Here is a 21,555-nt window from a genome sequence, read left to right on the forward strand (position 1 = left end):
GGTTTCGTCCGCTCAGGACACGATGCCGCGGTGCTCGAACACGTCCTTCGCGATGATTTTCTTCTGGATCTCCGCGGTGCCATCGGCGACCAGGTAAGCCATCACATCGCGGTAGCGCTGCTGGAGGGGGAACTCGGTGGAGTAGCCCAGGTTCCCGTGAATCCGCATGGCCGACTCGATGGCGTTCTTCGCGACCACCGGCGGCCACCACTTGCTCATGGACGCCAGCGCGGTGTGCGGTTCGTTCTCCTCGCGCAGCCACAGCGCGCGATAGCACATCCACCGGGCGGCCTCCAGGTACGTGGCGTGCTCGGCGAGCTGGAAGGACACACCCTGGTAGTCGGCGATGGGCTTGCCGAAGGCGTGGCGATCGGTGGCATAGCCGATGGCCTCGTCCATGCTCGCCTGGGCGGCGCCCAGGCACATCAGCCCGATGGCGGCGCGGCTGAAGTCGAAATGACTCATGACCGCTTGGAATCCCTTGCCCTGCTCTCCGACGAGATGCGATTCGGGCACGAAGACGTCATCGAGGTGGATCGACCCCCAGCCGAGGGGAAGACACCCCATGCCCGGCATGTGGTGGACCTTCACCCGCTCGGAATCCAGCGGAACCAGGTAGCAGCTCACGCCGGCTGCGCGCGTGCTGCCCGGATCGCGAGCGTAGATCAGTGCCGCGGAAGCGTTGCACGCCCAGGAGATCGCGGTCTTCTCCCCGGTGAGCTGCCAGCCGCCGTTGACGGGGCGAGCCACCGTGGTCATCGCGGCCGCGTCGGATCCGGACCCCGGTTCGGTGAGGGCGATGGCGACCGTCTTGCGCCCTTCGATCATCGCTGGCAAGTAGTTTTGCCGGATTTCCTCGGTCGCGTGCACCAACTGTGATCCGATGAGGCCGATCTGGATCGGGGCGGAGGCCAGGTTGACGTCGCCGTAGGCCAAGGTCTCGGTCGCCAGCCCCAGCGTGATCGGATCCTCCGCGCCGGTTCCCCCGTACTCTTCGGGGAGCCCGATGCCGAGCACGCCGAGCTCGCCGAGCTGCCGGAGGACGTCGAAGGGGAACTCGGCGGACGCCGCGCGGTCGCGGTAGCCGGGGAGCAGCCGCTTGCGTGAGAAGTCCTGGAGGGCCTGCTGGAACTCGCGTTGTTCTTCGGTGAAGGCGAACGAAACCACCGGAGGGGCACCTTTCGTGGAGATGGGAATTTGATCGTTCGGTCATGGCGGACAGGAACCGGATACGATCCACATTGGTCGGTCAAGCTGGCGCGAGCGGATTCACCGATGCGGCCGTCGGCGCGGCGCCCCGGCTGGCCGCTGGGTGAGAGTGCGCTGCGGACTCAGTCTCACGTGACACCGTCCCTGCGCAGGGTGGCGATCTTCTCCGTCGGGTAGCCGAGCTCTCGCAAGATCGCGTCGGTGTGCGCGCCGAGGGCCGGGACCGGGCGGGCCGGGTACTCCCGGCCGCGCTCTTGGATCACCTGCCGCAGCGTGGCGACGGGGCCCACCGGGGTGTCGACATCCACCCATCTGTCCCTGGCCGCGAGCTGGGGGTGCTCAACGGCTTCGTGCAGCCCGTTGACCCTTGCGTTGGCGATCTGCGCTTCCTCGAGCAGTTGGAGCAGCTCCGAGGTGGCGAGACGGGTCGTGGCGGCATTCACGATTCCTTCGACGTAATCCCGATTCTCCGCGCGCGCGATGGTGGTCGCGGTTCGCCGGTCGCCGATCAGATCCGGGGTCCGCAGGACCGTGCTGGCGAATCTCGCCCATTCGCGGTCGTTCTGCACGCCGATCACCACCCGGTCGCCGTCGGCGGTGTCGAATGCCCCGTAGGGGACCAGGGAGGGGTGGCCGATGTCGATGCGTTCCGGCTCGGTGCCCTTGTGCCGCGTGTAGTAGAGGTGATTAGCGATCCAATCGGTGATCGCGTCGAGCATGGCGACCTCGAGCACCGTTCCCTCGCCGGTTCGCTCGCGCTGGTAGAGCGCCATTAGGACCGCGGAGTACATGTGCATGCCGCTGGCGACGTCCGCGGCGGAGAACCCGGGCTTGACCATGATGTCCTGGTTGCCGGTGGTCGCGACCATCCCGGATTCGCACTGCACCAGCGCGTCGTACGCGCGGCGGCCCGAGTACGGGCCGGGCTCGCCGTATCCGGTGTTGGACACGACGATCAAACGGGGATGGCGGGCCCGCAGGACCTCCGCGCCGAAACCCATCCGATCGATGGCACCGGGGCTGAGGTTCTGCACGAAGACGTCGGCACCGGCGATCAGCGCTTGCAGCGCCTCGCGTCCTTCGGGTTGTTTGAGGTCGAGGGTGATGGACTCCTTGCCCCGGCTGGTCCACAGGAAGACGCTCGACAGCTCCCCGCCCACCGCGTCGTCGTAACCGCGTGCGAAATCGCCGCCGTCGGGCCGTTCCACCTTGATCACGCGCGCACCCAGGTCGGCGAGTTGCCTCGTGGCGATCGGCGCCGCGACGGCATGCTCGAGTGCTACGACCGTGACGCCGTCCAGCGGTCCCGGCGACCCGGTTCCGGAGGGATCGGCGGCTTCTTGGTGTCTCGTCGTCAACTCGGCTCCTCGTGGTCCCTGGGGCTCTGCTCCGGTTCGGCACAGTGTTGCACTTTGGTCTGTCCTTTAATAGTTTAGGCCAAAATTCGCATCGACGGGAGACCGATGAACGGCCCCGCAGCCCGGCCCGCGGTCGATCGCGAGCTCGAGATCTGAAGTTGGGACGTGGACCAGTGAACGTCGTGGTGTTGGTGAAACAGGTGCCCGACACGTACTCCGAGCGCAGGCTCGCGCCGGCCGATCACGTGCTGGACCGCGAGGCGGCCGACGCCGTGCTGGACGAGATCGACGAGCGCGCGGTCGAAGAGGCGTTGCGGCTCACCGAAGCTCAGGGCGGCGAGGTGACGGTCGTGTGCATGGGTCCGGAGCGCACGGCGGAAGCGATCCGCAAGGCTTTGTCGATGGGCGCGCACCAGGCGGTGCATCTGACCGACGAAGCGCTGGCCGGAACCGACGCACCGGCGACCGCACGCGCGCTGGCAGCGGTGATCGGCACCGTGGAATCTGTGGATCTGGTGCTCGCGGGCAACGAGTCCACCGACGGTCGTGTCGGCGCCGTGCCCGCGATGCTGGCGGAGTTGCTGGGCATCCCGCAGCTGACCTACGTCCGCGAGCTCTCCGCGGACGGATCGACGATACGGGCGGAGCGGGAGACCGACACCGGGATCGTGCACCTGGAATCGGGACTGCCCGCGGTCGTGTCCGTCACCGAGAAGATCAACGAGCCGCGATACCCGTCGTTCAAGGGAATCATGGCTGCCAAGAAGAAGCCGGTGAAGGTGTTGTCGGCTGCCGACGCCGGTATCGACCTCGCTGAGGTCGGGCTGGCCAACGCCGGGTCGCGAGTCGTCGAATCCGCGCCCAGGCCGCCGAAGCAGGCGGGGCAGCGGGTTGCCGACGAGGGCGCGGGAGGCGTTGCCGCCGCCGAGTTCCTTATCGGTCAGAAGCTCGTTTAGCCCATCGGATTCGCGAGGGGAAGTGCGTATGTCTGAGGTCCTGGTTCTCGTCGATCACGTGGGCGGCGAGGTCAAGAAGGTCGTGTTCGAGCTGCTGACCGCGGCGCGCGAGTTGGGCGAACCCGCCGCGGTCGTCGTCGGCGAGCCGGGCACGAGCGGCAAGCTCACCGCGGCGCTGCGCGCCTACGGCGCGGCGAAGGTGTACTCGGCGGAGTCGAGCGATGTCGACCGGTTCCTGGTGACCCCGGCGGTGGACGTGCTGGCCGAACTGGTGCGATCCGCATCGCCGGCCGCGGTGCTGGTACCGGCCACAGTGGACGGCAAGGAGATCGCTGGACGGCTCGCCGTGCGCACCGGATCTGGCCTGCTGTCGGAGGTCGTCGGTCTCGACGGCGAGGGCGTCGGTGAGCACTCGCTGTTCGGTGGCGGGTACGAGGCGAAAGCCAAGGTGGTCACGGGCACGCCGGTGATCACGGTCCTCCCAGGCGCGATCGAGGCGGAGCAGGCTGAGGGCGCCGCGGTCGAGCAGGTGGTGGAGGTGCCGGCGGCGGACCCGGCGAGATCCGCGCGGATCACGGGACGGCAGCCGGTGGAGGGCGGCGACCGGCCCGAGCTGACCGAGGCCTCAGTGGTCGTCTCGGGCGGTCGCGGTGTCGGTTCGGCCGAGCGCTTCAAGGTGGTCGAGGAGCTCGCCGACTCGCTGGGTGCGGCGGTGGGTGCCTCGCGCGCGGCGGTGGACTCGGGTTACTACCCGCACCAGTTCCAGGTCGGACAGACGGGGAAGACCGTCTCGCCGCAGCTGTACGTGGCCCTCGGCATTTCCGGTGCGATCCAGCACCGGGCGGGCATGCAGACTTCGAAGACGATCGTCGCGGTCAACAAGGACGCCGAGGCGCCGATCTTCGAGGTCGCCGACTTCGGTGTGGTGGGCGACCTGTTCGACGTCGCGCCGCAGCTCACCGAAGAGATCGCCAAGCGCAAGAGCTGACCGGGGTGAGGCGCAAATGCATACGCTGTGCACCTGCTTGTGCAACAAGGCCGGCCATCACGGCATCTGCCAGGAACAGGCGGATCCGGCATGCGTGCTGAACTACCCGGAGCTGCAGCTGTACACGCCCGGATCGATGTGCCGCACCTGCTACAAGGCGGTGCGGAACTGGCTCGACGCCGCGTCGCGGGTGTGGAGGCCCAAACCGGTCGATGTGAACCGGACGGTCGTGCGCCGCGCCGATTCCGGACCGACCCGACGTGAGAGGTGATGGTGATCGTCGCCTCTTCCGGAATGACGAGTCCTCTCAGCATGAATCGCCTCGCGGGCCGGACGGCGGCCGCCCAGTGCAACCGGAGCAGCGAATGACCGGCAATACCCCGAGGTTCGACCAGATGATCGCGCTCCCCGCGGTGCTGGAAGGCACCGTCACGCCGGAGTTCATCGACCTGAACGGGCACATGAACATCCGGCACTACCTGGAGTACGGGGCCGTGGGCGCGGATTCGATCTGCCGTGCCATCGGGATGGACGAGGACTACCGGAGCCGGCGACGCATGGGCGTCTTCGCCGCGGAACACCATTTGAGTTACCAGCGCGAACTGCGGGAAGGCGAGAAGTTCTCGGTGCACGTGCGGTTCCTGGAGCGCACCGACAAGGCCCTGCACGCAGTTTCGATGCTGCTCGACCGCAGCAACGAACGGCTCGCTTGCACACTGGAGATCGTCATGGTGCACGTCGCGATGGACTCGCGCCGGGCGACCCCGCTGCCCGCGGACATCGCCGCCGGCTTGGACCACGAGATCGCCCGCTCGGTGAACCTGGAGTGGCGCGCCCCGCTGTGCGGCGCGATGGGTCTGCGGCGCTGAGCGTGAGACGCACCGAGCGGGCGCGGCGCGGGACCTGCCGGCAGGCCGCCGCCGGTTTGAAGCCGGTGTTCCGTTGCCGCGCCCGAGCCGGCCGCCGATTGGCTGTAGAGCTTGTCACTTCCCGCGCCTCGGCGATGTCGGCCGCGCTCCGGAACCGCTCGTGATCCGGAACGCGGCCGATGCTGGTCAGGGGCATCGACGCGTGTTTAAACTATACACCATGAGAAACTTAGTGGCATATCATGTCGCATATAGCTTCGGTTGGTGCTCATGAGTGCGGCGCACCTGGTCGTGGTCGGCGCGTCGCTCGCGGGTCTGCGGGCGGTGGAATCGGCCCGCAAGTCCGGTCATCCAGGCCGCATCACCCTCATCGGCGATGAGCCCCACCTGCCCTACGATCGTCCGCCGCTCTCCAAGGATTTCCTTGCCGCCGATATTAGGCCGAAGCCCGCATTGCACTGGGGCGAAGCGCGTTTCGCGGAGCTCGAGGTGGATCTGCGCCTGGGCAGGCGAGCGTCCGAATTGGACATCGGGGAGCGCCGCATCTCCGTAGGCGGTGAGCTGATCGAGTACGACGGCTTGGTCATCGCGACGGGGGCGGCGGCTCGATCATTGCCCGGCGCGGAGGGCCTCCGCGGCGTGCACACCCTGCGCACGCTCGACGATGCCCGTGCCGTCCGGGCCGCGCTCGATGGCGGAGCGCGCACTCTGGTCGTGGGCGGTGGCTTCATCGGCTCGGAGGTCGCCGCCGCGGCGCGTCGGCGGGGTTTGCCGGTCACGCTGGTGGAGGCGATGCCGGTGCCGTTGGTGCGCGCGGTCGGTCCCGAGATCGGTTCGGCGGTCGCCAGGCTGCACGAGGAGAACGGGGTCGATCTCCGCTGCGGCATCACGGTCACGGGCGTCAGCGGGACGGATCGGGTGGAGCAGGTGGACCTGTCCGACGGCAGCGTGCTGGACGTCGACCTGGTCGTCGTGGGCATCGGTGCCGTACCGGAGACGGACTGGTTGCGTTCGTCCGGACTTGATGTCGACGACGGCGTGGTGTGCGACGAGACCCTGAGCGCGGGGACCCCCGGTGTCTACGCCGCGGGGGACGTCGCCAGGTGGCGGAGCGGCCTGTTCGGCAGGTCGCTGCGGGTGGAGCACTGGACAGCAGCCGCAGAGCAGGGAGCCCTGGCGGCGCGCAACGCCCTCGGGTCCGCCGCAGCGGAACGCTACGACGAGGTGCCCTACTTTTGGTCCGACTGCTACGACCGGAAGATGCAGTTCGCCGGTGTGGCGGAGGGCGTTGAGGAGGTCCACATCGCCGCCGGTGACCTCGAATCCGCCAAGTTCACCGCGTTGTACCGCCGGGATGACCGCATTGTCGGCGCATTCACCATGAACAACCCGGGGCACAGCGCCAAGTGCCAGCGGCTGATCGCCCAGCGGTCCGGTTGGCAGGACGCGCTCAAGCTGATCGGCGCCCGCCGCCTGGCTCGCTGATCCTCCGCCACCGCCCGTATCCCGCGTCGACTTCCGCCGGATTCTCGCGCGTTCGAACTGATCGACACGAGAGATACCTGATACAGATAAAGAAACCAAGTACCAATGGATGTTGACTAATCTGTTGATGCTCGCCTACCTTGCTCGGTGAGCAGGGTCACCCCGGCAGACCGGGCGATCTGCGGTCTCGGCGCTGATCCGCGCCTGTTTCAACGGTCACAGCAAAGGAGCTGACCATGGCAGTGGTCCATGACAGTCTTTTCATCGACGGCAGTTGGGTGACGCCCGCCAGCGATCGCCGGATCCAGGTGGTCAACGCGACGACCGAGGAATCGCTGGGGAGCGTGCCGGAAGCCACGAACGCCGACGTGGACCGCGCCGTCCAGGCCGCTCGTCGGGCTTTCGACGATTCCGGTTGGGCCACCACGGATCCGGCCGAGCGTGCCGCGGTGCTCAACAGGTTCGCGGACGCGCTGGAGAAGCGTTCCGAGCAGCTGACCCGGACGGTCAGCATGCAGAACGGGATGCCGGTCAGCCTGAGCGAGCAGTTCGAGGGCGGCTACGTGGTGGCGCTGCTGCGCTACTACGCGGGCCTGGCCGCTTCGGCGGAGTCCGAGGAACGGCGTCCGTCCCCGCTGGGATTCGACACGCTCGTGCAGCGCACACCGATCGGTGTCGTAGCCGGGATCGTGCCTTGGAATTACCCGGTACTGCTGGCGGTCACGAAGATCGGTCCCGCGCTGGCCGCCGGGTGCACGCTCGTGCTCAAGCCGTCGCCGGGAACGGTGTTGGACAGCTTCATCCTCGCGGAAGCCGCCGAGGAAGCGGGCGTTCCGCCCGGGGTGATCAACTGGGTGCCGGGTGGCCGGGAGCTCGGCGACTACCTGGTCAAGCACCCTGGCATCGACAAGGTCGCGTTCACCGGCTCCACGGCGGCGGGCCGGACGATCGCGGAGAACTGCGGACGTCTGATGCGTCCGGTCAACCTGGAGCTCGGCGGCAAGTCCGCCGCGCTCATCCTCGACGACGCCGACCTGGACAAGGTCACCGACGGCCTGTTCTTCGCCTCGCTGGCCAACAACGGCCAGACCTGCATGGCGTGCACTCGCATTCTCGCCCCCAGCAGCCGCTACGACGAGGTCGTTGATGCGCTGACCGTCTCGCTGTCCTCGCTGAAGATCGGTGACCCGCTGGATCCGGCCACGCAGCTCGGTCCGCTCGCCTCGGCCGAGCACCGCGAGCGGGTCGAGGGCTACATCGCCAAGGGACGTGCGGAAGGCTCGAAGGTGGCGCTCGGCGGTGGCCGCCCGCTCGGCATCGACAAGGGCTGGTTCGTGGAGCCCACGATCTTCGCGGACGTCGACAACTCGGCGACGGTCGCCCGTGAGGAGATCTTCGGCCCGGTGTTGTCGGTGATCAAGTACGACAGCGACGACGACGCGGTGAAGATAGCGAACGATTCCGAGTACGGGCTCGGCGGCAGCGTCTGGTCCGCGGATTCGGAACGCGCGATCAGCCTGGCCCGTCAGGTGCAGACCGGGACGATCGGCGTGAACGGCTACGTCATCGACCTGAACGCGCCGTTCGGCGGTGTCAAGGCCAGCGGTATCGGCCGCGAGTTCGGCCCGGAGGCGCTGGCGGGCTACCAGCAGCTGAAGTCCATCTACCTGCCGGGCTGACACCCGGCGCTGCCACCCACCTTCTACTTTTCAGGGGAGTTGTTCATGCAGATCACTGCTGCGGTGGTCCGCGAGGCGGAGAAACCGTTCCAAATCGAGGAACTCGAACTCGACGAACCTCGCGCCGACGAGATCCTGGTCAAGGTGCACTCGGCCGGTGTCTGCCACACCGACATCGGTGTGCGCAACCAGTGGTTGCCAGTGCCGCTGCCGGTCGTGCTGGGGCACGAGGGCGCCGGTGTCGTCGAGGCCGTCGGCAAGGACGTCACCAAGGTCGAACCGGGCGACAAGGTTGTGCTGAGCTACGGGTCCTGCGGCAACTGCACGATGTGCAACCGTGGCGACCCCAGCTACTGCGAGCAGTTCGTGCTGCGCAACGTCGCGGGCACCCGGACGGACGGCACGACCGCTCTGCACGGCCAAGGCGGGGACGTGAACGGCTTCTTCTTCAGCCAGTCTTCGTTCGCCACGTACGCGATCACGCTGGAGAGCAACACCGTCAAACTGGATCCGAAGACCGATCTCTCCATTGTGGGGCCGTTGGGCTGCGGCATTCAGACCGGCGCGGGCACGGTGCTCAACCGGCTGAAGCCGCAGGCGGGAAGCAGCCTGGTGGTGTTCGGCGTCGGTGCGGTCGGATTGGCTGCGCTGATGGCGGCCAAGGTCGCCGGCTGCACCAAGATCATTGCCGTGGACCTGGTGCCGGACCGGCTGGCGCTGGCCGAGGAGCTGGGCGCCACGCACACGATCAACGGGAAGACCAGTGAGGACGTGGTGGCCGAGATCCAGGCCATCACCGGTCGCGGGGCGGACTTCTCGGTGGACACGACGGCGGTCACGTCCGTCGTCCGGCAGGCGGTCGGCTGCCTTGCGTTGAAGGGGACCTGCGCGACGCTGGGTTTCGGAACCGCGGGCACCGAGATCCAGGTCGACATGCTGGAGTTCCTGATGGCAGGACGCACCATCACCGGCGTCACGGAGGGCGACGCCCGGCCGGATGAGTTCATCCCGCAGATGATCGAGCTCAACAAGCAGGGCCGGTTCCCTTACGACCGGCTGATCACCGCTTACGAGTTCGACGACATCAACAAGGCGTGCGAGGACGCGGAGTCGGGTAAGACCATCAAGCCCGTCCTGAAGTTGGTGTAGTCCGGAGCGATCGGCGGGACGACGGCCAGGGTGGCGGTGGCGCAGTGCCACCTCACCCGGTCGCGTCCGTCGTTCGGTCCTGTTCTTGTTCGCGCAGAGGGTCGGTCAGCGGAACTCAGGGGTCTTCTCGCCGCGGGATCCATCCAGGCCGTCCCCACAAGGGAGTATTCGCGAAAGGTTCCGCTGCCCGCACCGCAACACGACCGCAAGGGCGACTCAGGCCGGGGAGGTTTCCTTGAGCACTTCCCGCCAACGTTGCTGGGCGTCCTCGTACCACGCCTCGCGGAGTTGGTGGAACAGCACCGCGGCGCGCCTGCCGATCCAGTTTGGCAGCAGTTCGGCCGGCAGTTGCGGGTCCATGAAAGGGAATCGCTGCCATTCGTTGACGAGCTTCACGTGGGTGAACAGCAGCGGGTCGCCTTGGGCGGGCTGCATGCCGCTGTAGCGGATCAGCAGCTCCTCGTACTTCTCGGTGACCTCGCTGAGGTCCCAGGCGAGGTCGACGATCTCCTGCTCGGCCTGGCCGACGTCGCTCGCCTTCCCGATGAACGCGAGGGTGGACGCCTTCAGGTCGAGATCGTCGATGGCCTTCCGGGCCTGGGCCTCGCGATCGATGTGCGGTGAGACCCAGACTCCTGGGGTCGGATTTCCGAAGCCTTCCCAGTCGAGCGCGGTGTAGAGCATCTTGCGCATCGAGCGCTGCGCTTCGGGGATGGTGACCAGCAGGATCAGCCAGTTCCCGTCCCACGGACCGGAGTCGGCGTGCAACGAGTAGACGCGCTTGGCGCCGTCGTCCATCAGGTTCTTGCCGCTTTCGGTCAGCTCCCAGCACACTTCGCGTCCCTGGCGATGCCCGGTGATCCAGCCGGATGCCGAGGCACGGGAGATCGCCTGCCGCGCGGTGCGCTGTTCGATTCCCATGCCGACGAGCATGTACAGCAGCGACGACGTCCACACCGGTTGCCCGCTGGGGTGCACCAGCTCGCCCAGCACGGTGATCAGCATGGAACGGGCGCTGCCCGTCGTGACTGCGGGCCGCGCGGCCGCTTTGGCCGACGGGCCGTTGGTCGCAGTCGTGCGTCGACTCGGTTGCACCATCACGGGTCCTTCCGCGGTCGCGGCCGACCGGAGTGTCGTTCGGGCCGTCGGGGCGCCGGTCGCGCGGGCCGCCGGTCGGCGAGTTTGCAGGTGGCAGGAGCTGTCTCGGCCGGACGGGGAGCAAACGACCCTGCCGTTGACCACTTTAGTCGGCACGGGTGGCGGGGTGCGCCGTGGTCGCTGTGCGCGCGGCCGCGCCGGCAGGCGCGTTGCTGGGGAGTCTCGGCCTGAACTGGTGACACCCCTTTAGAACTACACCAGACGCGCCTGAACGGCCAACTATGTCGACTATGTCGTGTCGCGGGCTCGTCGGAGTGATCAAGCCGAAGGATGTTGCGCTCTTGGTGGAGTGGCGCAGTTGTGGAGCGACGCGGCGCTGGGTGGACTGCGGTGGAATCCTGGCGATGGGGGCCGTGGGCGCGCGGAGCCGAAGAGGCTCGTGCAGCCGAATCTGATGTCTCGAATATGCGACACGAACCTTGACGATGTACATCAAAAGAGATTACCTTCCCATGTGTGTCACATGTGAGGTGTCTCTCGGGGGCCTGACCCGGAGTCGCCGGCCGCGGACACCCGGCTCGGCGTGTGCACCTCCTGTCCGTCATCGGAGCGATCGGCGACCACCGCGTCGCCCGTCTTCGCCGCGCGTCGGCAGCCATCGGCTGTCCGAGCGCGATCGCACCACCACCACGGAAGAGGGCGGTCATCTTGAGTTCTCCAGACAGTGTCAGGAAGCAGGCGAAGGAACTGGACGAAAGTCGGCTCCACGAGCTGATCGGACGATTCAGCCTGCACAGCACGGAAAGCCAGGAGCATTCGCAGGAGCTCTTCGAGGAGATGCGGAAGTCCTGCCCTGTCGCGCACAGTTCGGAGCACGGGGGCTTCTACGCACTGTCGCGTTACAAGGACGTCTACGAAGCGTCGCACCAGCCGGAGTCCTTCTCGTCGTTCCCGGTGACGATTCCGCCGTTCGGCAACCCGACCCCGATGATCCCGATCGAGGCCGACCCGCCGCGCCACCGCAACTACCGGGCTCTGGTCGGGCGGCAGTTCAGCCCGAAGTCGGTGGCGAACGTCGAACCGCAGATGCGCGAGATGATCACCAGCATCATCGACGGTTTCAGCGGCACCTCCGAGGTGGACCTGGCCAAGGAAGTCGCCGTGCCGCTGCCGCTGCGGGCGATTCTGGAGTTGTACCTGGGTGTCCCGGAGAAGGACTGGGACATGCTCAAGGACCAGTTCCTCGTCCTGTTGCAGCCCGACCCCGCGCTCAGCGACGACGACAACACGGAGCGCGCGCTGGAAGCGGGCCTGCACTGCCAGAAGTACTTCGCCGAGATGCTGGAGAACCTCCGGGTCAATGGGTACGGCAGTGACCTGATCAGTGATCTGGCTCAGGCCGAGATCGAGGGCGAGCGCCTGGACGACGACGAGATCTTCGGGTTCTGTCTGGTGCTGGTACCGGCCGGGTTCGACACCACGGCGAGCGTGCTGAGCCGGCTGCTGCTGATGTTCGCCGAACAGCCCGAGCTGCGCACCCGGTTCGAGAACATCGTCGACGATCCCGACAAGCTGGACCTCGCCATCGAAGAGCTGGTCCGCTTCATGCCGCCGCAGCCGGGTGTCGCCCGCAACGTCACGGAGAAGTGCACCTTCCTGGGGCAGGACTTCGAGGAGGGCGACCGGCTGCTGCTGCTGTGGCCATCCGCGAACCACGATCCCGAGGAGTTCGAGAACCCGGACGAGCTGGTGCTGGACCGGTCGCCCAACCGTCACCTCGGCTTCGGCTCGGGCATCCACCGCTGCCTTGGCGCCCACCTCGCTCGGCTGGAGCTGCGGGTCTTCTTGCAGGAGTTCCTGAAGCGGGTGCCGCGCTACGACGTGACTCCGGGGCAGGAAGCGGTGTGGCACACGGGCAACACCTGGGGCGTGAAGAAACTGCCGGTGACCTTCGAATCCTGGAGTGCCGTCTGATGCGCCTTTCGATCGACCCCGGCAAGTGCTCGGGTCACGCGCGGTGCGTCGCGCGCGCGCCGGACCTGTTCGACGTGGACGACGAGGGGGTCTCCTTCGTCCTCGTCGACGAGGTGGGACCGGACTTGGCTGAGGACGCCCGCAAGGCGGTGGACGTCTGCCCGGAACGGGCGATCTCGCTCCACGAGGACTGATCAGTCCCCGGTTCCCCCCATCCCCCGAACTGACTGCCGCAACCGAAGCAGGGATGCCAATCATGGGCGTGTTCAAGGACGAATCCGAGGTCTACCAGTACGTCGGACGCATCTTCCAGGTGAGCATGGAGGACCCCGAGCTCGGTCCGAAGCTCCGCAAGGTGGGCTCGGTGCTCAAGCTGAACCAGACCGATCCCGAGTCGACGATCGTGATCGATTTCGGCGAGGGCGTTGTGCAGCTCGGCGAGAACGACGCCAACAAGGTCACCAGCCCGATCGACGCTGAACTCGACATGGAAGCCGATGTCGCGCATCGCTTCTGGCTCGGCAAGATCAACGTCGCGCTGGCGATGGCCAAGGGTCAGATCCGCAACAAGGGCAAGGTGTCGGCCGTGATGAAGATCGTGCCGCACACCAAGCCGCTTTTCGCCACCTACGAGAAGATCTTGCGCGACGCCGGGCGCGAAGATCTGGTCGACGCGGTGAAGTAGATGAGCGCACCGATCCGCCGTGTGCAGCCACGCGCCCGCGCCACGGACCAGCACGCCCTTCCGGGTGCGGTCGGTCGTGGCTCGGGGTTTCCTGCGGCGATTACCAGGGAGCACGAATGACCACTGTGGACAATGACGAGAAGTCGCGGCCGCGGGCGGCGGACCGGGCCGTCGGGTTGGTCCCCGCGCCGGTGCGCAACGTCGTGCTGGAGATCGGCCAGATGTGCCAGCTCCTCGGCAAGGTCGTCTACAGCGCTGTCCGCTACCCGCGCGGGTACTGGAAGGACACCGTCGACGAGATGTACGCCGCGCTGAAGCTCTGCTTCTGGCCTGCGACCTTCTCCATGGCGGGCTTCGGCTTCCTCATCTGCGTCATGGGCGTCGGGTTGCTGGTGCTGCTCGGCGCGGCGAACCGGATGGGGTCGTTCTGGGTGATGGCCGACATCCGCGAGATCGCCACGTGGATGGTCGGGATGGTGGTGGCCGGTGTCATCGGCACCTCCATCACCTCGGACCTGGGTGCCCGCAAGGCCAGGGAAGAACTCGACGCGCTCAAGGTTCTCGGGCTCGATCCCATCCGGATGCTGGTGATCCCACGGGTGATCTCGACCGCGATCCTGTGTGCCCTGCTGAACTTCCTCGCCTCGTTCGTCGGCATCTTCCTCGGCCTGCTGGCGGTGGGCGCGCTGGGGGACACCACTTCGGGTGCCTACATGGACGGCATGATCCACAACCTCTACGCCGCCGACGTGTGGGGCGCGGAGCTGAAAACGCTGCTGAGCGGGATGATGATCGCCGTCGTCTGCAGCTACAAGGGGCTCAACGCCGGCGGCGGTCCGGAGGGCGTCGGGCGTGCCGTCAACCAGGCGGTCGTCATCTCGTTCGCGCTGGTGTGGGTGTTCAACTTCTTCTTCAACGCCATTGCTCAGGGGCTGAACCCCAACCTGATGATGCTGAGATAAGGAATCCCGGATGGCCATCCAAAGCGCGCAGCCGGCCCCGCGCAACGTTCTGCGCTGGCGCGGGTCGGAACAACAGCGGAAACGTCCGCCCATCTTGTTCTTCACGACGTTCACCACGGTCGGGAACATCGCCTCGTTCAGCGCCCGGGTACTGGTGGAGATGCCACTCGCGATCGGGCTCTACCTGTCCGAGGTGATTCGTCAGTCGGCGATTCTCATCCGGTCGAGCAGCCTGGTCATCTGGTTCATGGCATTCGCGATCGGCGGGGAGACCGGACTGCAGGGCAGTTACATCCTCGACCAGTTCGGCGCGTCGGACTACGTCGGGGTCTTCAACGCCATCGGCGATTTGAAAGCCGACGGCACTTCGATGTGGGGCTGGATTCTCGCGGCGAAGGTCGGCTGCGGGTACGTCGCGGAGATCGGCTCGATGCGCATCAGCGACGAGATCGATGCGCTGGAAGTGATGGGCATCCATTCTCGCGCCTACCTGGCCGGTACCAGGCTCTGGGCCATGTGGATCACGGCCCCGTTCTTGTTCCTGACCGCCATGGGAGTTCAATTCGTCGGTTCCTGGGTGGTCACCCAACTGATGCTCGACACCACTTCTCCCGGTGCGTACTCCAACATCTTCTGGTCGTTCCAGGCGCCTATTGACCTCCTGTACGCGCTGATCTGGGCGATGATCCTGGCCACGTTGATCACTTTGGTCGGCTGCTACTACGGCTACACCTCCTCCGGGGGTCCGGTTGGAGTCGGGGTCAACACGGCGAAGTCGATGATGGTCAACATGATCATCGTCAGCGCCGCGGCCGCAATCCTGTACCAGTTCTTTTTCGGCACCACGCTTCAGACGCCGATTGCCAATTAGGGCAACGTGGCTGAGTTGAGGAGTCCTTCATGGATGTACAAGACACCGAAGTCATGTCGCCCGCGGTGAGTGCCGAAGCGAACGACGACGGACAGGTCGCATCGGTCCGCGACGTGTACAAGTCCTTCGGTTCCTTCCAGGTCATGAACGGTCTGAGCCTGGACTTCAAACCGCGCGCGATCACCACGATCCTCGGCCCCTCGGGTACCGGGAAGAGCGTTCTGCTCAAGCACATGGTGGGCCTGCTGGAACCGGATTCCGGAACGGTCAGCGTGTTCGGGCAGGACATCTGGCGAATCGAGGAGCGGGAACGCGCCAAGCTGCGCAAGCGCTTCGGCGTTCTTTTCCAGGACGGGGCGCTGTTCGGCTCCATGAACGTGTACGACAATGTGGCGTTCCCGCTTCGCAAGCACACCGACATGTCCGAGAAGGATGTCGGCGAGATCGTCAACTACCGGCTCAAAGAGGTCGGTCTGGAAGCGGCGTGGAAGAAGTTTCCCAACGAGATCTCGGGCGGGATGAAGAAGCGCGCCGGCTTCGCCAGGGCGCTGGTGCTGAATCCGGAGATCGTACTGTTCGACGAGCCGGACTCGGGTCTCGACCCGGTCCGTACCAGCTTGCTCAACGACGTGATTCTCAAGATCCACAGTGAGGATCGCGGCACCTACGTCGTGGTCACCCACGACATCAGGACGGCGAAGAAGGTGAGTGATTACGTCGGCCTGATCTGGCAGGGGCGTGTCGTGTACTACGGCCCGGCGGCGGAAGCGTTCTCTTCGGACGATCCGTTCGTGCGGCAATTCCTCGCCGGGGACTCGGTCGGCCCATTGGGAATGGATTGAGATGCGCCGAGTGGTGAGATGGGGAGCCGCCGTCGTGGTCGCGGCCCTCGCCTTCGGCGGGGTCGCCTGGGCTGCGGGCGGCGAGGACTACGAGCTCCAGCTGGCCATGCCGAACGCGGCGAACCTGCTGGAGGGATCGCGGGTCGAGGTCGATGGAAAGACGATCGGCAGCGTCGCCGGGCTGGAGGCCCGGGACGGCAAGGCGATGGTGACGGTATCGGTCGACGACGAGTACGCACCGTTGCATGCCGGAACCAAGGCGCAGATCGAATGGCGGGGCCTGCTGGGCGAGCGCGTGATCAGGCTGGTTCCCGGGCCGGAGGGCAATACCGAGATTCCTACCGGCGGCCTCGTGCAAGCCGGCTCCGAGCAGGTCGAGTTGGAGCAGGTGCTGGCCGCGCTCGATGAGCCCACCCGCGAACACGTGAAGTCCACGGTGCAACAGCTGGATCAGCAGCTCAAAGATCATCCGCAGGACATCCGGGCGACGCTCAACGCGGCCGGCCCCGCGGTCCAGGAACTCGGCGAGGTCCTGAAGGCCGTCGGACAGGACGGCCCTGCGATCCAGCGGCTGATCCGGGACCTGCGGACGATGATGGAGCCGCTGGCGGGCAGGCAGGCGGAGCTCGAGAAGATCGTGCGCGATCTGACCGCGGCCACCGGCACGATGTCCGCCGAGCAACAGCAGCTGAAGCAGGCATTGGGCGAACTTCCGTCTACATTGGACTCGGCCAAGCGGACGATGGACGGTGTTCCGGAGGCGGTCGACGAGACTGCGCCGCTGTTGCAGGATCTGCGGCCGGCCACCCAGCAACTGAAGTCGGTGTCCCAGAACCTGAGCCCGCTGCTGCGGGATCTGCGGCCGGCGATCAGCGATCTTCGTCCGACGTTGAACTCGGCCGACGAGTTGTTGCAGCGAACACCTGACCTGCTGGACAGCACCCACGGCACGGTGCCCGGGGTGACGCAGGCGCTGGACCAGCTCAACCCGGCCGTGCAGTTCCTCCGGCCCTACACCCCGGACCTCATGGGCTGGCTGAGCAACTGGAGCGCGGCGTTCGCGAACTACGACTCCCAGGGCCACTACTTCCACGGGGCGGTGCAGGTCAGCACGAGCGTGCTCGACGACAACCCCGGCGTGAACGTGGGTCTCAAGGGCGGGCCGAACTCGCGTCCCGCGCCGGGCATGGCGTCCGGTGAAGCCTGGGTCGACGCGAATGGGAGTGCACCCCGATGAGAATCTTCAAGAACGCGGGACTGCGGATCGGACTGGCGCTCGCCGCGGTGGCCGCCGTGGTGGCCACCGGGGTCACCACGGCGCGGTTAGGTGAGGACAAGGACGTCTCGCTGACGGTGATGTTCGCCAACGCCAGCCCGCTGATCCCGGGGAACCTCATCCGGCTCAGTGGTGTTGAAGTCGGCCAGATCGAATCCGTGACCCTGCGCGGAGGTCAAGCCGCGGTCAAGATGCGCCTCGACCGTTCCGTGCTGCCCTTGCACAGCGACGCGAGCGCGAAGATCCGGCCGGTGACGCTGCTCGGCGAGCGGTTCATCGACCTGAACCGGGGGTCGGACAGCGCTCCCGAGCTGACGGACCCGCTGGTGATCCGTGCGGACCGGACCACTCGCGCTGTCGACCTCGACGAGGTGCTGAACTCGGTCGACGACCCTTCCAGTACCGCGCTCGCCGCCCTGGTCACCACCTTGGGCGAGGGCACGGCAGGGCAGGGCCCCAACATCGACGAAGCACTCAAGGCGCTGGCCCCGGCGTTGCAGGACACTCAGCAGCTGGGGTCCGTGCTGGAGCAGCAGAACGAGGTGCTCGGACAGCTCGTGGATCGCACGAGCCCGGTCGCCAAGGCGCTGGCCGAGCAGAACGGCGGGAACCTCGACAAGGCGGTGGAGTCCGGCAAGCAGTTGCTGGCGTCGGTGGCCGCCCAGCGACAGGCCACAAAGGATTCGTTGACCCAGCTTCCCGGAACTCTGGAAGAGGCCAGGAAGGTGCTCTCCGAAGTGTCCGGGGTCGCCGAGCAGGGCACACCGGTCCTGCGCGACATCCGGCCGGTCACCGACGACCTGACGCAGATCACCGATGAGCTCGACAAGTTCGCCGATGCCGCGGATCCCGCGCTGGGTTCCCTGCCGCCGGTGCTGGACAAGGGCAAGGCGTTGCTCGACCAGGCCGCGCCGGCGGTCCGGGACCTCAAACCCGGTGTGGAACAACTGCCGGGGGTGAGCTCCTCCGCGCATCGGCTCGTCGGCGATCTCACACCGGCGATGGGCACGGCGCTGGACTTCATCAAGTACTGGGCGATGTCCACCAACGGCCGGGACGGCCTGGGCAACTACTTCCGCGCGTTCGTCGTGACGACGCCGCAGAGCTTGATCCAGTACCCCGGTGTGGGACTCGGACCGCCTAGCCCGCCCACCCCGAGCCCGGTGCCGGAACTGCCGATCCCGGGAGTTCCCGGTGTGCCCCCGCCACTTCCAGGTTTGCCGAGCCTGCCGGGGCCCACGGGGCCTCCGGAGGACGGCGGCTCGAAGCCGGGTGCTCCGGCACCCGATGGTGACGGCAGCGCGACAGGGCTGGACCTCTCGCAGGAGACCGCTCTGGTCGACCAACTTCTAGGAGGACGCTGATGGCAGCGGTGTCACGATCGACGACGCGGTCGTTCCTGGCCGGTCTGGGAGGCGTGGTCGTCCTGGGTGGGTTCGTGTTCATCGGCGTCACGGCCAGCTCGGGTCTGCCCGGAGCGCCGGTGACGACGGTCCGGGCCGAGTTCGACGAGGTCGGCGCCTCGCTGAAGGTGGGCAACGACGTCCGGGAGAACAGCACCCGGATCGGCGAAGTGTCTGACCTGAGCTACGAGAACGGACATGCCGTCGCGACCTTGGAACTGGACGGGAACGTGCCGGTCTACGAGGACGCCAAGGCCCAGGTCTGGGACCAGTCGGCGCTGGCCAAGAAGTTCGTGGAGATCGACCGCGGGCATCAAGGAAGCGGCCGACTCGGTGATCGGGCCATCCCGGCGGAACGCAACGTGGGTTCGGCCGACCTCGACAACGTGCTGGACGCGCTCGATCCGATGACACGTGACGCGCTGACCAGCACCCTGCGCGAGGTCGGTAGTGGCGGCGCGGGACACGGTCAGGATCTCAACGACATCGCGGGCAAGGCTCCGGGAATCCTGCGGGGACTCGGCAACACGTCCGGAGCGCTGAGCGATCCGCAGACGGATCTGCCCGGGCTGCTGAACCGCGCCGACGATCTGGTGGGCTCGCTGCACGGCCGGGAGCGGGAGCTGGCGGGTCTTGTCCGGGAGATCGGTGACACGGCCGGGGCCGCGGCCGTGGACGATGGAGCGCCGCTACAAGACAGCCTCAGAGCGTTGCCCGCGACGCTGAGCGACACCCGTGCCGCCCTCAATTCGCTGGACGAGCCGCTGAGCGACGTCCACTCCGCGGTGTCGGACATCCGGCCCGGCGCCTCGGCGCTGGGATCGGCGACCCCCGACGTGCGCGGGGTGCTACGCGAGGGGCCGGAGCCGTTGAACATGGTTCCCGGCGTGGCGGACAAGGCCGAGCCCGCGGTCGAGGACCTGACTCAGACCGTGGCGGACGCCCGTCCGCTGGTCTCCCCGTTGTCTCGCGCCTTGAGCGACGCTGCTCCGCCGGTGAACACGCTGGCGCAGTACAGCCCCGAAGTCGTCGCCTTCTTCCGGAACATCGAGAGCATGGTGTCCACTTCGGTCGCGCCGGGCGTGCACGGTGCGCGCGTCGGGGTCGCTGCGCACCCGGCCATCGCAGACGGTGGCCTCATCAAGGACCCGCTGCAAGGGCAGGACCCGTATCCGGCGCCAGGTGAGGTCTACAAGCAGCGAACCGGACTGCTGCCGAACATTCTGACCGGAGGTGGCCAGTGATGTCCGCGAAGAAGCGAAGGTTCGCCTCACCCTTGGTCATCGGGGCTGTCCTGCTGGTGGCGGTTCTGGTGGTGCTGTTCGGCGTCTACCAAAAGGAGCGGATCAGCACGACGCTGGCTTCCGGCGACGAGGTCCAGGCCGAGTTCGACCGCCAATACCGATTGGTGCCGGCCAAGTCGGACGTGAAGATGGCCGGTGTCGTCGTCGGCACGGTGACCGATGTGGAGCAGGACGCGGGCGGAAAAGCGCTGGTATCGATGAAGGTCTGGGGTGATACGACGGACAGGCTGGGCAGCGCTCCGTCAGCGATCATCCGGCCGACGACGTTGCTCGGCGGCGCCTACTACATCGAGCTTCAGCAAGGCGATGCGCACGGGCGGTACGGCGGTGAACCCATCCCGGCGGACCGCACCAGCGTGCCCATCGAACTCGACAAGATCCTCGCCGCGATCCCCGGGCGAGCCCAGGACAGCATCCGGAACACGTCACGGCTGACTGACGAGTCACTGCGCGCCGGTGCCGGTGAGAACCTGGGCAACGTCCTCGAACACGCGCCGCAGACCCTCGGGCCAGCAGGCGACGTCCTCTCCAGTGCGCGGGGTACTCGCCCGGGCGAGGACCTGTACGGCATCGTGCCGGACGTAGCAGCGATCGCCGGAACGCTGACCGAGCGCGACGGACAGCTCGGGCACACCATCGATTCGCTCGGCGACGTCAGCGCGACGCTGTCCACGGTGCGGCGGCCGCTGGCGGACTCGATCGCCGCTCTTCCCGAGACCCTGACCAGTACCCGTAGGGGACTCGACGACCTGCACGGGAGCCTGAACCGGCTGACGGACACCGCGGGCAACGCCAGGCCGGCCGTGCAGGAGCTGGGGCCCGTGCTGGCCAAGGCCGATCCGGTCCTGCGCGAGGCCCGGCCGATGGTGGCCGAACTCCGGCCGTTGCTGCAGGACGCGCAGCCGGTGGTCGACCAGTTGGTGCCGACCGCGGACCGAGCCACCTCGACGCTCGATCTGGTGCGCGGCCCGGTGCTGGACCGGATCAACGGGCCGATCGCGAACGCGGTGATGTCGCCGTGGAAGGGCACGGGAGCCTACGAAGGCAACGGAGGTACCGGCCACAAGCTCTACGAAGAGGTCGGGTACCTCGCCGCGCACACCGCGAACCTGTCGCAGTACGGCAACAAGAACGGCCGGATGCTCGGGCTTGCGCTCGGTGCCGGAGTTTCCACCGTGGGCGGTAAGGACCCGGGCACTGCGGAGTTCCTGCAGTCGCTGGGGCTGTTGCCCGGTGGACTGAAGGTGTTGCCGCCGCCGGACGACTCCGGCGACGACTTCACACCGGTACCGGCGACTTCCCCGGGGCAGGACCAGTTCCTGCCCAAGCCCGGCGCGCCCCAGCCTCAAGGGAATTAGGAGCCTCCCGTGACAAAAAAGCTCTCGTTCAGCAGGATCTGGGAGCGGATCCGAACGGTTCCCGGCCTGGGGCGCAACCTGCTCGCACT

At 67.0% G+C, this 21,555-nt stretch carries 20 protein-coding genes; 17 read left to right on the forward strand and 3 right to left on the reverse strand.

The annotated features are described in order from the left end of the window. Positions 1 to 12: 12 nt before the first annotated feature. The gene (locus ACWD38_RS08685) at positions 13 to 1,167 is read right to left on the reverse strand and encodes an acyl-CoA dehydrogenase family protein (RefSeq protein WP_450123726.1); all 1,155 of its coding nucleotides are present in this window, start codon (positions 1,165 to 1,167) and stop codon (positions 13 to 15) included. Positions 1,168 to 1,337: 170 nt separating this feature from the next. Beyond that, a complete protein-coding gene (locus tag ACWD38_RS08690; protein ID WP_450123727.1) occupies positions 1,338 to 2,567 on the reverse strand; it encodes a CaiB/BaiF CoA transferase family protein in 1,230 nt (409 codons plus the stop codon). A 173-nt stretch (positions 2,568 to 2,740) separates the two neighbouring features. Here ACWD38_RS08690 and ACWD38_RS08695 point away from each other — a divergent pair, with 173 nt between their 5' ends. The 7 genes from ACWD38_RS08695 to ACWD38_RS08725 all read left to right on the forward strand — a co-directional run bounded on the left by ACWD38_RS08695 (position 2,741) and on the right by ACWD38_RS08725 (position 9,693). Continuing rightward, positions 2,741 to 3,523: an electron transfer flavoprotein subunit beta/FixA family protein gene (locus ACWD38_RS08695; RefSeq protein ID WP_243794866.1), complete on the forward strand. Its 783-nt coding sequence runs from the start codon at positions 2,741 to 2,743 to the stop codon at positions 3,521 to 3,523. A 28-nt stretch (positions 3,524 to 3,551) separates the two neighbouring features. Then, positions 3,552 to 4,511, forward strand: coding sequence for an electron transfer flavoprotein subunit alpha/FixB family protein (locus ACWD38_RS08700; protein ID WP_450123728.1), 960 nt, complete (start codon positions 3,552 to 3,554; stop codon positions 4,509 to 4,511). A gap of 16 nt (positions 4,512 to 4,527) precedes the next feature. Beyond that, positions 4,528 to 4,782: a hypothetical protein gene (locus tag ACWD38_RS08705; RefSeq protein ID WP_243794868.1), complete on the forward strand. Its 255-nt coding sequence runs from the start codon at positions 4,528 to 4,530 to the stop codon at positions 4,780 to 4,782. A gap of 94 nt (positions 4,783 to 4,876) precedes the next feature. After that, entirely contained in the window at positions 4,877 to 5,380 is a 504-nt protein-coding gene (locus tag ACWD38_RS08710; RefSeq protein WP_243794869.1) for a thioesterase family protein, read from the forward strand. A gap of 270 nt (positions 5,381 to 5,650) precedes the next feature. Continuing rightward, positions 5,651 to 6,865, forward strand: a complete 1,215-nt coding sequence (locus ACWD38_RS08715) for an NAD(P)/FAD-dependent oxidoreductase (RefSeq protein ID WP_243794871.1) — start codon at positions 5,651 to 5,653, stop codon at positions 6,863 to 6,865. Between the two features lie 236 nt (positions 6,866 to 7,101). Next, complete coding sequence (locus ACWD38_RS08720) at positions 7,102 to 8,544, forward strand: aldehyde dehydrogenase (protein ID WP_243794874.1); 1,443 nt, start codon at positions 7,102 to 7,104, stop codon at positions 8,542 to 8,544. A 45-nt stretch (positions 8,545 to 8,589) separates the two neighbouring features. Continuing rightward, entirely contained in the window at positions 8,590 to 9,693 is a 1,104-nt protein-coding gene (locus ACWD38_RS08725) for an NAD(P)-dependent alcohol dehydrogenase (protein WP_450123729.1), read from the forward strand. A gap of 216 nt (positions 9,694 to 9,909) precedes the next feature. Here the strand turns inward: ACWD38_RS08725 and ACWD38_RS08730 are convergent, their stop codons facing one another. After that, positions 9,910 to 10,791 carry a PaaX family transcriptional regulator gene (locus tag ACWD38_RS08730; RefSeq protein ID WP_450123730.1) on the reverse strand — a complete coding sequence of 294 codons (882 nt, stop codon included), beginning with the start codon at positions 10,789 to 10,791 and terminating at the stop codon, positions 9,910 to 9,912. 837 nt (positions 10,792 to 11,628) lie between these two features. Here ACWD38_RS08730 and ACWD38_RS08735 point away from each other — a divergent pair. The 10 genes from ACWD38_RS08735 to ACWD38_RS08780 all read left to right on the forward strand — a co-directional run bounded on the left by ACWD38_RS08735 (position 11,629) and on the right by ACWD38_RS08780 (position 21,466). Beyond that, positions 11,629 to 12,765 carry a cytochrome P450 gene (locus ACWD38_RS08735; protein WP_243794879.1) on the forward strand — a complete coding sequence of 379 codons (1,137 nt, stop codon included), beginning with the start codon at positions 11,629 to 11,631 and terminating at the stop codon, positions 12,763 to 12,765. Then, positions 12,765 to 12,959, forward strand: coding sequence for a ferredoxin (locus ACWD38_RS08740; protein WP_450123731.1), 195 nt, complete (start codon positions 12,765 to 12,767; stop codon positions 12,957 to 12,959). The genes ACWD38_RS08735 and ACWD38_RS08740 overlap by 1 nt, the downstream gene beginning before the upstream one ends. Positions 12,960 to 13,021: 62 nt before the next feature. Beyond that, entirely contained in the window at positions 13,022 to 13,450 is a 429-nt protein-coding gene (locus tag ACWD38_RS08745; protein ID WP_450123732.1) for an SCP2 sterol-binding domain-containing protein, read from the forward strand. A 116-nt stretch (positions 13,451 to 13,566) separates the two neighbouring features. Beyond that, positions 13,567 to 14,412 (forward strand): MlaE family ABC transporter permease, encoded by an 846-nt coding sequence (locus tag ACWD38_RS08750; protein ID WP_450123733.1) that lies wholly within the window; start codon positions 13,567 to 13,569, stop codon positions 14,410 to 14,412. 10 nt (positions 14,413 to 14,422) lie between these two features. Next, positions 14,423 to 15,283 carry an ABC transporter permease gene (locus ACWD38_RS08755; protein ID WP_243794882.1) on the forward strand — a complete coding sequence of 287 codons (861 nt, stop codon included), beginning with the start codon at positions 14,423 to 14,425 and terminating at the stop codon, positions 15,281 to 15,283. Positions 15,284 to 15,336: 53 nt separating this feature from the next. Then, positions 15,337 to 16,125, forward strand: coding sequence for an ABC transporter ATP-binding protein (locus tag ACWD38_RS08760; protein ID WP_243795681.1), 789 nt, complete (start codon positions 15,337 to 15,339; stop codon positions 16,123 to 16,125). Positions 16,126 to 16,159: 34 nt separating this feature from the next. Then, on the forward strand, positions 16,160 to 17,362 hold the full coding sequence (locus tag ACWD38_RS08765) for an MlaD family protein (protein ID WP_450123734.1): 1,203 nt from the start codon (positions 16,160 to 16,162) through the stop codon (positions 17,360 to 17,362). Beyond that, positions 17,359 to 18,765, forward strand: a complete 1,407-nt coding sequence (locus ACWD38_RS08770; RefSeq protein WP_450123735.1) for an MlaD family protein — start codon at positions 17,359 to 17,361, stop codon at positions 18,763 to 18,765. The genes ACWD38_RS08765 and ACWD38_RS08770 overlap by 4 nt, the downstream gene beginning before the upstream one ends. Beyond that, the gene (locus tag ACWD38_RS08775) at positions 18,765 to 20,048 is read left to right on the forward strand and encodes an MlaD family protein (RefSeq protein ID WP_450123736.1); all 1,284 of its coding nucleotides are present in this window, start codon (positions 18,765 to 18,767) and stop codon (positions 20,046 to 20,048) included. The genes ACWD38_RS08770 and ACWD38_RS08775 overlap by 1 nt, the downstream gene beginning before the upstream one ends. Continuing rightward, positions 20,048 to 21,466 (forward strand): MlaD family protein, encoded by a 1,419-nt coding sequence (locus tag ACWD38_RS08780; protein WP_450123737.1) that lies wholly within the window; start codon positions 20,048 to 20,050, stop codon positions 21,464 to 21,466. Before ACWD38_RS08775 ends, ACWD38_RS08780 begins: the two co-directional genes overlap by 1 nt. Positions 21,467 to 21,555 lie beyond the last annotated feature (89 nt).

The organism is Saccharopolyspora sp. NPDC002578, assembly GCF_053592695.1.